Origin of the sequence: Exiguobacterium sp. s35 (genome assembly GCF_018617535.1) — a bacterium.
GTDB classification, from domain to species: domain Bacteria; phylum Bacillota; class Bacilli; order Exiguobacteriales; family Exiguobacteriaceae; genus Exiguobacterium; species Exiguobacterium aestuarii.
This window is the reverse complement of sequence record NZ_JACSKI010000001.1, coordinates 280,151-293,783: the sequence shown is the minus strand read 5'-3', so window position 1 is coordinate 293,783 and position 13,633 is coordinate 280,151. Positions and strand designations below refer to the sequence as shown.

13 protein-coding genes are annotated in these 13,633 nt (G+C 50.9%); 2 read left to right on the top strand and 11 right to left on the bottom strand.

Going from position 1 to position 13,633, the window contains the following annotated elements:
- Positions 1-4 precede the first annotated feature (4 nt).
- From mltG to KNO75_RS01460, 7 genes are all read right to left on the bottom strand, one after another.
- Positions 5-1,147: an endolytic transglycosylase MltG gene (mltG, locus tag KNO75_RS01490; RefSeq protein WP_214785243.1), complete on the bottom strand. Its 1,143-nt coding sequence runs from the start codon at positions 1,145-1,147 to the stop codon at positions 5-7.
- 67 nt (positions 1,148-1,214) lie between these two features.
- A complete protein-coding gene (locus tag KNO75_RS01485) occupies positions 1,215-1,511 on the bottom strand; it encodes a DUF1292 domain-containing protein (protein ID WP_078146594.1) in 297 nt (98 codons plus the stop codon).
- A gap of 13 nt (positions 1,512-1,524) precedes the next feature.
- Positions 1,525-1,947, bottom strand: a complete 423-nt coding sequence (gene ruvX / locus KNO75_RS01480; protein ID WP_015881197.1) for a Holliday junction resolvase RuvX — start codon at positions 1,945-1,947, stop codon at positions 1,525-1,527.
- 1 nt (position 1,948) lies between these two features.
- Entirely contained in the window at positions 1,949-2,215 is a 267-nt protein-coding gene (locus KNO75_RS01475; protein WP_015881196.1) for an IreB family regulatory phosphoprotein, read from the bottom strand.
- Positions 2,216-2,252: 37 nt separating this feature from the next.
- Entirely contained in the window at positions 2,253-4,895 is a 2,643-nt protein-coding gene (gene alaS, locus KNO75_RS01470) for an alanine--tRNA ligase (protein ID WP_214819481.1), read from the bottom strand.
- 308 nt (positions 4,896-5,203) lie between these two features.
- Positions 5,204-7,411 (bottom strand): SF1B family DNA helicase RecD2, encoded by a 2,208-nt coding sequence (gene recD2 / locus KNO75_RS01465; protein WP_251126015.1) that lies wholly within the window; start codon positions 7,409-7,411, stop codon positions 5,204-5,206.
- Between the two features lie 70 nt (positions 7,412-7,481).
- Positions 7,482-8,168: a hypothetical protein gene (locus KNO75_RS01460; RefSeq protein WP_214819478.1), complete on the bottom strand. Its 687-nt coding sequence runs from the start codon at positions 8,166-8,168 to the stop codon at positions 7,482-7,484.
- Between the two features lie 115 nt (positions 8,169-8,283).
- Between KNO75_RS01460 and KNO75_RS01455 the strand changes: the two genes are divergently transcribed.
- On the top strand, positions 8,284-8,832 hold the full coding sequence (locus tag KNO75_RS01455) for a VOC family protein (RefSeq protein ID WP_214785247.1): 549 nt from the start codon (positions 8,284-8,286) through the stop codon (positions 8,830-8,832).
- A gap of 57 nt (positions 8,833-8,889) precedes the next feature.
- On the opposite strand, the gene KNO75_RS01450 is transcribed toward KNO75_RS01455, so the two are convergent.
- The 4 genes from KNO75_RS01450 to cymR are packed head-to-tail and all read right to left on the bottom strand — an operon-like array spanning position 8,890 to position 12,244.
- Positions 8,890-9,549 (bottom strand): tetratricopeptide repeat protein, encoded by a 660-nt coding sequence (locus tag KNO75_RS01450; protein ID WP_214819476.1) that lies wholly within the window; start codon positions 9,547-9,549, stop codon positions 8,890-8,892.
- A gap of 10 nt (positions 9,550-9,559) precedes the next feature.
- Entirely contained in the window at positions 9,560-10,681 is a 1,122-nt protein-coding gene (gene mnmA, locus KNO75_RS01445; RefSeq protein ID WP_214695422.1) for a tRNA 2-thiouridine(34) synthase MnmA, read from the bottom strand.
- The gene (locus KNO75_RS01440) at positions 10,682-11,818 is read right to left on the bottom strand and encodes a cysteine desulfurase family protein (RefSeq protein WP_214819474.1); all 1,137 of its coding nucleotides are present in this window, start codon (positions 11,816-11,818) and stop codon (positions 10,682-10,684) included. It lies immediately after the preceding gene.
- Positions 11,819-11,836: 18 nt separating this feature from the next.
- Entirely contained in the window at positions 11,837-12,244 is a 408-nt protein-coding gene (cymR, locus tag KNO75_RS01435) for a cysteine metabolism transcriptional regulator CymR (RefSeq protein WP_026826435.1), read from the bottom strand.
- Positions 12,245-12,304: 60 nt separating this feature from the next.
- Between cymR and KNO75_RS01430 the strand changes: the two genes are divergently transcribed.
- Entirely contained in the window at positions 12,305-13,621 is a 1,317-nt protein-coding gene (locus KNO75_RS01430; protein WP_214819472.1) for a replication-associated recombination protein A, read from the top strand.
- The last annotated feature ends 12 nt before the right edge of the window (positions 13,622-13,633 follow it).

Genomic DNA, 13,633 nt, shown 5'->3' with positions numbered 1-13,633 from the left:
CCCATCAATTACTGTTCGCTTCTTCAAACGCTTCCCATTCGGAACGGTACTTATTGACGTTTTGTTGATGGTCCTCATAATTGACTTCGAACAAGACCTCCCCATTCGGGAACCCTTCACGTGGAGGGCGTGCATAGAAGTAAATGTTCTCTGTGTCGTTCGGGTTGAGTACCGCCTCAAACGCGTCGCGACTGACAGCCGCGATTGGACCGATCGGAATCCCTTCATAACGATATGTGTTATATAAGGAATCGTTCTCCAAATCTGCGAATGAAGTGAAAATCGATGTCTCCCCCGTACCGTACCAGACGGTCGGGTCAGACTGTAATTTCATGCCGTCGTTTAGGCGATTTTCAAAAACACCGGCAATCTCTTTCCGGTCTTCCGTCGATACAGCTTCTTTCTCGACAACTGATGCGAGCGCGAGCGTCTCATGGAAGGTGCGTCCTGAATCAGCCAAACGACCTTTGTACTCTTGATACATACTTTCAGTAGGAAGTAGCATCTCATCGATGATTTCAGTGAGTGTTACCCCTTTATTGAATTCATATGTTGCCGGGAACAGGTATCCTTCAAGTGGATGGTAAATACCTTCCTGCAATACTTCCTCCGTCAACATCTCATGCTCGTTCACGAGCGAACTGATATATTCACGGTCACTCAATTGTTCGGAAATCTCTTCTTTCGGAATATCGGCCTCTTTCGCAAGTCGCGCGATGACCTGGTCGATTGTGAACCCTTCCGGAATGACGAGCTTGATATCAGGAACCACAATGACTTTACCTGTTTGCAACGTTTCAATCAACTCATCGATTGATTGAGATGGTGACAACGTATACGTCCCCGCTTGGAACGATGACTCGTTTTTAAAGCGTGTATAGAAACGGAAAATCGTGCTACTCCTTACAAGCCCATTCTCTTCTAGTAATTCACCAATGTATCCCGAACCAGCACCGAGTGGGACTTCGACTTCAACTGTTTCCGTCGATGTCGGATCAATCGGTTCGACGGAGCGCTTCACGAAGACGTAAGCGAGTGCCGAGCCTGTGGCGATGACGAGAAGGAAGATGGCAAGGATGACAACCGTGATGCGACGAACAATCCGGTTGCGGGCACGTTTCTCATCTGACATAGATGGATGATTCATGCATTTCTCCCCTGTTCATTTTATAAAGAGAGGCGACGAGGGAAATCCCTAGCCGCCCGTCCCCTATTTAGTCTAGACCGACTTCGTCATTGACGATATCGAATGCTTCCATGACCTCTTCGAAGTCTTCATCGTCTTCGACGAGCTTCAAGATGAATTCGCCATCTTCAAGTTCTTCAATTTCAAATGCGTATACTTCGATTGTGTCTTCATCTTCTGTTTCCGGAGCGCCGACTGGTTCGAGTACAACGAATGTTTTCTTCGAACGGTCGCTTGTCATACGGAAAATTTCTGCAAATAAATGCTCGTCTCCATTTTCATCTGGAATACGGTACATTTCTTCTTCACGACGGATTTCTGCCATGAGAGATTCCTCCTTATTTCCCGGAACGGTCCAGGTAGTTTTGTAAAATCATCACGGCCGCCATTTTGTCGATGACCGCTTTTCTCTTTTTGCGGCTGACATCTGCTGAAATGAGCATCCGTTCCGCTTGCATCGTCGTTAATCGCTCATCCACCAACACGCAAGGTAAGCCTGTCTGTTCTGTGAACGCCTCGGCAAACGCCTCTGACGCCTCACCGCGTGGACCGACTGTCCCATTCATGTTTTTCGGGTGACCGACGACGACTTCTTTCACATCGTACTGCTCGATAAACGGACGAAGGAGACGGACGGCTTCGTCAAAGTCGGGTTCGGTCCAATAGACCGTCTCCACACCTTGTGCCGTCCATCCCATCAGGTCACTCACAGCGACACCAATTGTCTTCGATCCGACATCGAGTCCCATGACTCGCTTCATATTAATCCTCTCTACGATCGTTCAAATACGATTTGACCAACTCTTCGAGAAGTTCATCCCGCTCAATTTTGCGAATCAAGTTTCGCGCATCATTATGACGTGGGATGTAGGCGGGGTCACCTGACAATAAGTATCCCACGATTTGATTGATCGGTTGATAACCTTTTTCCTCGAGTGCTTGATATACCGTAATCAGCGTCTCACGTGTGTTAGCACGTTGATCATCTTCTGGAAAATTGAATTGCATCGTGCGATCCATTTGGCTCACAAGAATCCACCTCTTTCCGTTTGCACTTCACACTCTATTATGCCAGTGATTGGACGTAATGTGAAGCAAACTTCAATGCTTCGTCCAGTTTTGTTGCATCACGGCCACCTGCTTGTGCCATGTCTGGACGACCGCCACCACCGCCGCCACAGCGTGTTGCGACTTCTTTAATGAGTTTTCCGGCATGGAAGCCACGATCGTTCAAGTCTTTCGTCACACCTGCGACGAGGTTAACTTTCTCACCATTCGCCGACCCGAGAATAATCACGGCAGAACCGAGCTTCCCTTTCAAGTCGTCGACCATGCTACGGAGAGCATCCATGTCTTGTCCATCGACACGCTTCGCAATCAATTGAACGTCACCAATCGTTTCGATTGCATCCGTCAATGAAGAAGCTTCGATGTTCGCAAGTTTTGCTTTGAGCGATTCTGAAGCACGCTCCACGTCTTTGATTTCAGCCTGGAGTGCTTGAACACGTGCTGGAACCTCGAGTGGTTTCGTCTTCAACAGTTTCGCTGCCGCTTCGAGCGTCTCGATTTGCTGGTTCATTACTTCGTATGCGCCAGCACCTGTGACCGCTTCGATTCGACGCGTTCCTGCACCGATTCCTGATTCAGACAAGATCTTGAAGAGTCCAATTTCAGCCGTGTTAGATACGTGGCATCCACCACAAAGCTCAACCGAGTAGTCCCCAGCCGATACGACACGAACGACATCGCCGTACTTCTCACCAAAGAGTGCCATCGCACCTTTTGCTTTCGCATCCGCGATATTCATTTCTTCGATGTCGACACCGATTGATGCCCAAATCTTCTCGTTCACTTGACGCTCAATCGATTGAAGCTCTTCAGCTGTCACTTGACCGAAGTGAGAGAAGTCGAAACGAAGACGATCTGGTGTCACGAGTGACCCAGCTTGATTGACGTGCTCGCCGAGCGTGTCTTTCAAAGCACGATGAAGGAGGTGCGTCGCCGTATGGTTTTTCACGATTGCTTGACGTGAGTCTTGGTCAACGGTCGCCGTCACTGCCACTTCCGCTTTCGCGACGCCTGACTCGACTGTGACCGTGTGCAAGTTTTGCCCGTTCGGTGCTTTCGACACATCCTTTACGCGAAGAAGGAAGTCTTCGCCGACGATTTGACCTTTGTCACCGATTTGACCGCCGCTCTCAGCGTAGAATGGCGTTTGATCGAGGATCACTTGCGCTTCTTCCCCTGCAGCGACGACGTCAACGAGTTCACCGTCGTGAATCAAGCTGACGATTTTCGCGTTCGTCTCAAGGTTGTTATATCCGAGGAATGTCGATGGCATCGTGATGTCTGCGAGTACGCCAGACTGGATTTGCATCGATTCGACGTCAGCGCGCGCTTGACGTGCACGTTCACGTTGTTCATTCATCGCTTCCTTGAAGCCGTCCTCATCGACCGTCATCTGATGGTCTTCAGCGTATTCGATTGTCAATTCGAGCGGGAAACCGTACGTGTCGTAAAGACGGAACGCGTCTTGACCGCTGATCACGTTTGCTCCTGCTGCTTTTTGTGCTTTCGCGACTTCGTTCAAGATTGCAAGTCCGTCGTTCAACGTTTCATGGAAACGCTCCTCTTCGTTCTTGATGACTTTCTTGATGAAGTCTTTCTTCTCGTTCACTTGTGGATAGAAGTCGACCATGATGTCACCGACAACGTCAACGAGTTCATGCATGAACGGACGCTCGATGCCAAGCATCTTCGCATAGCGGACCGCACGGCGGAGCAGACGACGGAGGACATATCCACGTCCTTCGTTCGATGGGAGTGCACCGTCCCCGATTGCGAACGATACGGTACGGATGTGGTCAGCGATGACCTTGAAGGCAACGTCTTTGCTGCTGTCTTGACGATATACGTCGCCACTGATTTTTTCTGTTTCACGAATGATTGGCATGAAGAGGTCAGTATCGAAGTTTGTCGGTACGTCTTGAAGGACGCTCGCCATCCGTTCGAGTCCCATCCCTGTATCAATGTTTTTACGTGGAAGCTCTGTATAGTTCCCGTGCCCGTCATGGTTATACTGGCTGAACACGATGTTCCAGATTTCAAGGTAACGCTCGTTTTCTCCACCCGGATAGAGTTCAGGGTCTGTCGGGTCGTCTCCGAACGCTGGTCCACGGTCGAAGAAGATTTCGGTGTTCGGACCAGATGGGCCTTCGCCGATTTCCCAGAAGTTATCTTCAAGTGGGATGATGCGATCAGCCGGCATGCCGAGGTTCAACCAGATTTGTTTTGATTCTTCATCGTCTGGGTGAATCGTGACCGAGAGGCGATCTGGGTCGAGACCGTACCATTCGTCACTCGTCAAGAGTTCCCAGCCCCATGTGATCGCTTCTTCACGGAAGTATTCTCCGACCGAGAAGTTTCCGAGCATTTCGAAGAACGTATGGTGACGTGCTGTCTTCCCGACGTTCTCGATATCGTTCGTACGAATCGATTTTTGTGCGTTGACAATTCGTGGGTTCGCTGGGATGACACGTCCATCAAAGTATTTCTTCAATGTTGCTACACCTGAGTTGATCCATAAAAGAGTCGGATCTTCGACCGGTACGAGCGACGCACTCGGCTCAACGCTGTGACCTTTTGATTTGAAGAAATCTAAGTACATTTGGCGAATCTGTGCGCCAGTCAATGATTTGAGCGGTTTCATGAACAATTCCTCCTTATTTCTGAACGAAACGAAAAAAGCGATGCCTGCCCCTGTGGAAAGGGACGAAAGCATCGCTTCGTGGTACCACCCTCGTTCGCACGGTAAACACCGTGCCTCGAACATCCGTTAACGTGGATGAGGCGCCCAGGTTGAGTGGGGACTCCAGAATAGCTTCGGTCGGCCGACCTCCATCTTCTCGCAGCCTAGGAAGATGTCTCTGTAGAGGCGGTGACGACGTACTCATTTCCTTCATCGTCTGTATCGTTTCAGTTGTCTATTCGTCATTATCACATGCGCTTATGAAGACGTCAAGACTTCCCGCCTAAGCGTTCGACCAATTTTGTCCGCCGTACGGGTTCTTCTTCTCGCGTTGCCGCCTCGAGTGCCCGTACGTCCCCGAACAACAGCAAGCTTTTCTTCGCCCGTGTCACGGCCGTATAAATCAAGTTTCGCGATGAACGGAAGCCACCGTTAAAGAAGACCGGCATAAGTACGATTGGGAACTCGGACCCTTGTGACTTATGAATCGTAATGGCGTAGGCGTGGGTGAACTGATCCCATTCACTACGGTTATATTCGACTTCCGTCTGATCGAATCGGATATAAATTTTATCGACTTTATCAACGTTCTCTTTCGCGTAGAAAATATTCGTGATCTCACCGATGTCCCCGTTATAGACGTTCTCCTCGGCGTTGTTGACGAGTTGTAGCACTTTGTCGCCATTTCGGTAAATGCGCGTCCCATGCTTCACTTCACGGGCACTCGATTTGGGATTGAACACGTGTTGAAGCGCTTCGTTCAGCCCATCGATTCCGCACACACCTCGATACGTCGGTGCAAGCACTTGGATATCAAATGGTGAATACCCTTTCCGGAGGGCCGCTCCTGCCATCTGACAAATCGCTTGAAGCGCCGTCTCTTGGTTCGCCGTATAGAAACGACGGTCCGGAAGCGCCGCCAATAAATCTTCTGGCATCTTTTTGGCGTTCAAGGAATGGGCGAGCCGTAAAATACTCGACTCCGACGCTTGACGGTGGACGACGTCGAGGCGGACGACCGGAATTCCATCCGTCGCCATCAAATCGGCGAGTACTTGTCCCGGTCCGACTGACGGGAGCTGATCGCGGTCGCCGACGAACAAGATCTTCATGCCGTTCGGTACCGCTTTAAGTAAGCTTCTGAACAAGAAGATATCAATCATCGACGCCTCGTCGACGATGAGCACTTTCCCCGCAAGTGGGTTCGTCTCATCGACTTGGAACGAACTTCCGTCAAACTTTAACAGACGGTGAATCGTTGATGCCGGAAGACCCGTCGATTCACTAAGCCGTTTTGCGGCCCGACCCGTCGGTGCGGCCAAGACGAACGGAAACGGTTGGTTCGGGACAGGCTCTAACTTCCAGTCGAAGACGTCACTCAGTGCATGAATGATGCCTCGAACGACCGTCGTCTTCCCCGTACCCGGACCACCGGTGAGTACCATGAGCGGTGATTTGAGCGCGAGCTCAATCGCTTCTCGCTGTTGGGTCGCGTATTCAATCGAAAACATTTCCTCGACACGTCCGACCGCGTCAAAGATTGTCGTCATGTCCACGTCTTCCGTTGTCGAGGTCGCCATAATACGCGCCAACTCTTCTGCCGCCTTCCGTTCAGCGCGGAACACGCGAGGATGATAAACGACTCCGTCATCGATGACGACCCGCTCGTCTTTTGCAAGCGACTCTAATGCCGTGACGAGCGCATCACCCGGGTCTGCCCCGATGATCCGAGGCATCTCCGCTTCGAGTTGTTCCGCCGTCACATAGAGATGTCCGTTCCCCTGTTCGAGCTCTAACACGTAAAGTACCGCTGCCGCGATGCGTTCAGGATGAATGCCTTGAATCCCGAAATGCGCGGCGATGGCATCCGCTGTCTTGAATCCGATGCCTTGTACATCGTACATGAGCGCATACGGATTCTTCTCAATCGTTTCCATCGCCCGTCCTTCATATTCTTTATGAATTTTTGAGGCGAGACGCGGTGTCACGTCAAACGGAGCGAGAAACAAGAGCAGTTGGTCGACCCCGTATAAGACGTTCAGACGTTCCGTGATCACACGTGCCTGCTTTTCTTTTAACCCCTCGACTTCTGACAAGATGCTCGGATGTTTCACGATTTGGTCGATGCAATCATCCCCGAGCGTATCTGCAATCTTCTGAGCGGTCTTTTGTCCGATTCCGGGGAAGGAGCCGTTCGTCAAAAAGCGGACGGCTGCTCGTTTCGTCATCGGAACGACGCGACGAATCCAATCGGCCTTCATCTGTTTTCCGAATCGGGGATGTTCGACGAGACGACCGTGCGCCTTATACGTCTCCCCTTTTTCGATGCCGACCCCGACGCCAGCGATGACCATCTCGGTCTCGTCCGTCTCAAAATTTTTTTCTTTTATTCGTACGAGCGCAATCGTATGCGCTTCTTCTTCTGAATGAAACAGGACTCGAATGACTTTTCCAGTCAACTCGTAAGGTGCTGCCATCATATCCGACACCTCCAGCTATTTTTCCATCATTCATTATAGCCCGAGATGAATCGATTGAACAAATGACCTAGTCGAACAGACTCAAGATTTGCTCGATTCGGTCGAGGTCAACAACTTCCAAAATGCGAATGAGTTGTTCGAGGTCGACTCTGTCCAAGATGCGCTCGACTTGTTCGAGGTCCACTTCTTCAATCAACCGCTGGATTCGGTCCAAGTCCCCCGACGCCTCGTACGCCTCGAGTCTCGTGAAGAGTTCTGTCTTCTCGACTCGAATCGAATCCTCCAACATCCCCCGAGCACCAAATAAGACGAGACCGATGACCGCCAATTGAATCAACCAATTCGTCACGACTTTCCAGAATGGGACGGTCTGCCCGATGAATGGGATGAGCGGGATGAACGTCAATTGCAGGAGCAACATCCCGACCTGAACGTATACATTCGGAATCAACAAGCCTAAAATCGCAAGAATCAACGGAACGATCCATCCGACCCCGACATGTTCAGACGTGAGTTGCCAGGACTTCTGTTCCGCGTACACATAATGAACAATCCATCCGACAATGAGGAGCGCCACGAATAGAATGAGCAACAGCGTTAAAAGCCCCTGCGGTTCGACGACCACTTGATATAAAATCGTGTTCGTCCACTTCCCATCCGCAAGTCGCTGGTTCACCGTTTCAAATAATTGCGTGAACCACACATACTCAATAATAAAAAATAAAATGACACTGACCATGCTATATTTTCGCAAACGATTCGACCTCCTTCTATAAAGTGTCATTCCCTCACTTCAAGACAGCTAGTCGCGTTTTTGATTTGAAGAAAGCGGGAACTGTTCGAATGACACATTGAAGGAGGAGTCATACATGGGTAAACGAATTCCAGTCAGCGGATTATGTGAACTTGTATTAGAAGTGACAGATATGGAAGAAGCCGTATCCTTTTGGCATGAAAAATTAGGTCTCCCGGTCGTCGAACAATGGGTCGGAGACGATGCCGAGCCAAGTGAATCGCAAGAACAAGCGAATGAGCCATGGGCAACGTGGCTCTACATCGGAGGGAATACGCGACTAGGGCTTTGGTTGAAACGTAACTTTACGGAAGAAGAGGATGCGAACCGAAAACAGGACGTGACCGAGTGGGACACGCTCTATGATGAAGGTGGGGTCCACGTCCACTGTGCGTTCTTCGTTCCGATGGAGTCGTTTGAAAAGGCACTCGAGATCCTAGATGAGACCGATGTGCCTGTAAAACTACGGACATGGGACGAGGACGAGACAAAGAATGGGAAAGAACGCTCGGCGTACTTTAAAGACCCGAGCCACAACATCATCGAACTGTATACGAAAAATATGGACGAGGCCTACGGCGACTTCGCCGGGGAACCCGTCAAAATCACGACGAAACAACTTTAATTGCCACCAAAAAAAGTGCCATCGCTCCATTGCGATGGCACTTTCCTATTCAAGAGATCAGTTCCCGAGCAGTGCGTCCATCTTCGCGATGGCATCACGTGCGAGTTCGTGATCCGGTTGCATCTCCAAGACGCGTTGAAGTTCGGCATACGTCCGTTCCTGGTCACCCAAGAACGCATACGCGATTGCCAAGTTGTAACGGGCATCCGTATGGCTCGCATCGAGGTCGAGCGTCTCTTCTAGCGCGACGACCGCTTCTTCAAGCTGTTCACTTTGTGCGAGTGCAAGTCCGTATTGGAACGTGATTTCCACGTCTTCCGGCGATTGTTTCTTCGCTTCATGCAGGCGCGGCATCGCACGAACGAAGTCACCCATCGCTTTGTACGTCAAGCCGAGCATGAAATGAAGATCGGCATCATCCATCCCCGAGAGGAGCGCTTGGCGAAGCGACGCTTCTGCCGTCTCCAATTGCTCGAGTTCATAGGCAAGGGCACCTTTCGCATAATGCGCGGCACCGAACGAGCCATCTAGTTCAATCGCTTTGTCATAAAAGATGACGGCACGATCGTAATCGTTGATTGCCTGAAGCAACGTCCCCATGTTGACGAAACCAGTCGGGTCTGTCGGGTTCGCTTCAATCGCCTCATTGAAATGTTTGGCTGCCTGTTCAAATTCACCTTGCTGCATCGCTTGGATGCCTTGTTCGTTTGCGTTCATATCAATCACCTCATCCGATATAGTCGAGTCGTTTTCCGTTTCGGTACGCTTCGTCAATCGTTGCCCCACCGAGACAGATGTCGCCGTCATAAAAAACGACCGCTTGTCCAGGAGTGATGGCACGTTGTGGCTCATCGAACTTGACGAGTACTTCGCCGCCCTCAAGTGGAGCGACCGTGACCGGCACGTCTTGTTGACGATAGCGAAACTTCGCCGTCGCCCGGAATTCTCCTGTAGGAGCAGCCCCTGTCCACGAAAGTTTCGAAGCGAGGAGCGCATCTGAATAGAGCGCGTCGTGATGGAAGCCTTGTCCGACGAACAAGACGTTGTTCTCGACATCTTTCCCGACGACAAACCAAGGGTCCCCATCGCCACCGATTCCGAGACCGTGACGCTGTCCGAGTGTATAATACATCAACCCGTCATGACGTCCTTTGACGACACCGTCGAGCGTCCGCATTTCACCTGGCTGTGACGGAAGGTATTCCGACAAGAACTCTTTGAAGTTCCGCTCACCGATAAAGCAGATTCCGGTCGAATCTTTTTTCTTCGCTGTCGCGAGTCCTGCTTCTTCAGCAATGACACGTACATCTTTCTTGTCCATATGACCGATCGGGAACATCGTCCGCGCGAGCTGGTCTTGAGACAATTGGTTCAAGAAATACGTTTGGTCCTTGTTGTCGTCTTTCCCACGCAACAAGCGGTGTTCGCCGTCAACGTATTCCACTTGTGCATAATGACCGGTTGCGACAAAGTCTGCACCGAGTCGAAGCGCATGATCAAGGAACGCCTTGAATTTGATTTCTTTGTTACACATGACGTCAGGGTTCGGTGTACGACCGAGACGATATTCTGCCAAGAAATACTCAAAGACACGGTCCCAATATTCTTTTTCAAAGTTGACCGCATAATATGGGATCCCGATTTGGTTCGCGACGGCGATGACGTCTTCATAGTCCTCTGTCGCCGTACACACACCGTTCTCGTCCGTGTCGTCCCAGTTTTTCATAAAGATCCCGATGACGTTATACCCTTGTTCTTTCAATACATGGGCCGTCACCGATGAATCGACGCCACCTGACATCCCGACGACGACCGTCGTCTCTTCAGGGGCTTTCGTGCGTAAATTCATCTATCTCACTCCGTTCATAAATGTCGAGACGACTTCTTGTAGTCGCTCCGCGAGCCGTTTCGCGTCCTCGACCGAGTTGCCGTGGCCAAAACTGATTCGAACAGACTGACGCGTCCGCTCTGAATCCCCGTACATCGCCGACAATACATGGGACGGTTCGACCGACCCTGCCGTGCAGGCACTTCCGCTTGAAATCGCCATGCCCCGCATATCCATCATGATGAGGAAGGGTTCAAGGTCAATTCCAGGAAGGTATAGGTTCACGATGTGAGGTAAACGATTTGATCCGTTCACCTCATAAGATACGCCTAGTTCGTCAAGGCGCTGACGTAGTGCCAGATCGAGCGACTCATAGAGAGCCACTCGGTCTTCACGCTCTGCCATGACGAGTTCAGCTGCTTTTTGGAATCCGACGGCACCCGGAACATTTTCCGTGCCGGCTCGACGTTTACGTTCTTGTTGTCCACCAAAAGAACGTGACGCTAATTTTACACCTGTTTTCATGAAAAGAAAACCGATACCTTTTGGTCCATTCACTTTATGTGCGGACGCCGACAATAAATCGACATGAATCGCCTTTACATCAATCATTTCTGTCCCGAGCGCTTGTACCGCATCGGTATGAAAAATAGCGTGATGGTCTTGTAACAACTCCCCGATTTCTTGAATCGGCTGGCGTGTCCCGACCTCATTGTTTCCGTACATGATCGATACGAGAATCGTGTCATCTCGTAACGCGGCCCGGAACGCTTCTATATCGACCGCTCCCGACGCATCGACATCGAGATACGTGACGTCGAAGCCATCGCGTTCGAGCTGTTCCATCGCATGAAGGACGGCATGGTGCTCGACTTTTGTCGTGATGATGTGTTTTCCTTTTTCCTGATGGGCATATGCCGCACCGAACAAGGCATAGTTATCCGACTCCGTCCCACCTGACGTAAAGACGATCTCGTTCGGTGACGCACCGATCCATTTCGCGAGGACGCGACGTGACGAGTCGAGCGCCGCTCGGGCGTTACGCCCAATCCCGTGAATGCTCGACGCGTTACCGTATGTCTCTAAAAAGTAAGGGGTCATCGCCTCGAGGACTTCTGGTCGCATCGGTGTCGTCGCAGCGTGATCAAAATAGTTCATGTAAGGGTCACCTCGTTCTTAAATATAAAACATATAGCCGTCTGACTCTTCCTCGGCAAGATCGGCGAGTGTCGTTTCGTCAAGGACGGTATCGATGGCTTCTTTGATTTTATCCCAAAGTTTCCGTTTCACCGCATCATCTGCTTCAGAATCTTCGACCACGGCTAATGGTCCTTCGAGTAAGCGAATGATTTCACCCGCCGTCACTTCTTCCGCCGGTTTGACGAGTTGATAGCCTCCGTACGCGCCGCGTACGCTCTTGACGAGTCCTCCATTGCGGAGTGGACCGATCAATTGCTCTAAATAATGCTCCGGCAACTCATGGCGTGCCGCAATCTTCTTTAAGCTGAGCGGTTTGTTGTCTGTCTCTCGCGCCAACGCAATCATGATGGTTAAGCCATAACGGCCTTTTGTAGATATTTTCATCTTCAAGTCTCCTTCTGTTATACTAATCGAACAAACGTTTGTCGAAAGGAATGGTTACGTATGCCTGATTTGTTTCATCAATCGAATGGCGGACCGCTCGCCAATCGCATGCGCCCCGAAACGTTAGATGACGTCATCGGACAGCGCCATATCATCGGTGAGGGCAAGCTACTTCGCCGTGCCATCGAAGCCGACCGACTCGGCACGATTATCCTATACGGTCCACCTGGCACCGGGAAGACGACACTCGCCCGTGTCATTTCAAATTACACGAAAGCGACATTTGTCCAATTGAACGCCGTCACAGCCAAACTCGATGAATTGCGGAACGTCATTCGTGAAGCGGAGTCCCGGTTTGACTATGAGGACGAGCGCACGATTCTCTTTTTAGATGAGATCCATCGATTCAACAAGCTTCAGCAGGATGCGCTCCTCCCTGCCCTTGAGTCCGGAAAGCTCGTCCTCATCGGAGCGACGACCGAAAACCCAAGCTTTGAAGTGAACGCCGCCCTCTTGTCACGGGCAACCGTATTTCGGCTTGAGCCACCTGGTGCCGAGGAGTTACGTATCGTCCTTGAGCGTGCGCTACACGACTCACGTGGGCTCGGAAATTACCAGGTGAAGATGGATGAAGCTGCCGCTGACCATTATATCAAAATGGCGGATGGTGACTACCGTGTCCTATTGAATGCACTCGAACTCGCCGTCTTGACAACACCAGAAGTGGATGAACAAATTCACATCACGCTCGAGGTCGCGGAAGAATCGATTCAACAGAAGTCGATCAAATACGATAAGACGGGTGACCGACATTACGACGTCATCTCGGCGTTTATCAAATCGATTCGTGGGTCGGACCCCGATGCGGCGCTATACTGGTTAGCCGTCATGATCGAGGCTGGCGAATCGCCGCGCTTCATCATGCGTCGCCTTTACGTCCATGCCGCCGAAGATATCGGAATGAGTGATCCGAACGCACTACTCATCGTGGATGCGGCGGCTCGAGCGAGCGAATACATCGGCTTCCCGGAAGCCCGCATCCCGATTGCAGAAGCCGTTCTCTATTTGGCGACCGCACCAAAATCAAATGCGATCATCACCGCCATCGATAAGGCACTCCATCACGTCCGGACAGTCGAGGGTGGACCTGTCCCCGTACATCTCCGTGACGCTCATAGTCCAGGGGCTCGCGAACTCGGAAACGGGGTCGGATACAAATACCCACACGATGAAAAAGATGGGTTCGTCCCTCAAAACTACTGGCCAGAAAACTTAGCCCGTAAACGACCAACCTACTATAAACCGACACCACGTGGATTCGAGCAACAGATTCAAAAACGGCTCGATTATTGGGAAAAACGACGCGACTCGAAATGAGCCAGCGTCGTT

What these genes read in the sequence shown, in the direction of transcription:
- KNO75_RS01430 (WP_214819472.1), top strand. Translation starts at nt 12,305, where the DNA reads ATGCCTGATTTGTTTCATCAATCGAATGGCGGACCGCTCGCCAATCGC.
- alaS (WP_214819481.1), bottom strand. Translation starts at nt 4,895, where the DNA reads ATGAAACCGCTCAAATCATTGACTGGCGCACAGATTCGCCAAATGTAC.
- KNO75_RS01485 (WP_078146594.1), bottom strand. Translation starts at nt 1,511, where the DNA reads ATGGCAGAAATCCGTCGTGAAGAAGAAATGTACCGTATTCCAGATGAA.
- KNO75_RS01450 (WP_214819476.1), bottom strand. Translation starts at nt 9,549, where the DNA reads ATGAACGCAAACGAACAAGGCATCCAAGCGATGCAGCAAGGTGAATTT.
- mltG (WP_214785243.1), bottom strand. Translation starts at nt 1,147, where the DNA reads ATGAATCATCCATCTATGTCAGATGAGAAACGTGCCCGCAACCGGATT.
- mnmA (WP_214695422.1), bottom strand. Translation starts at nt 10,681, where the DNA reads ATGAATTTACGCACGAAAGCCCCTGAAGAGACGACGGTCGTCGTCGGG.
- KNO75_RS01455 (WP_214785247.1), top strand. Translation starts at nt 8,284, where the DNA reads ATGGGTAAACGAATTCCAGTCAGCGGATTATGTGAACTTGTATTAGAA.
- cymR (WP_026826435.1), bottom strand. Translation starts at nt 12,244, where the DNA reads ATGAAAATATCTACAAAAGGCCGTTATGGCTTAACCATCATGATTGCG.
- recD2 (WP_251126015.1), bottom strand. Translation starts at nt 7,411, where the DNA reads ATGGCAGCACCTTACGAGTTGACTGGAAAAGTCATTCGAGTCCTGTTT.
- ruvX (WP_015881197.1), bottom strand. Translation starts at nt 1,947, where the DNA reads ATGAAGCGAGTCATGGGACTCGATGTCGGATCGAAGACAATTGGTGTC.
- KNO75_RS01440 (WP_214819474.1), bottom strand. Translation starts at nt 11,818, where the DNA reads ATGAACTATTTTGATCACGCTGCGACGACACCGATGCGACCAGAAGTC.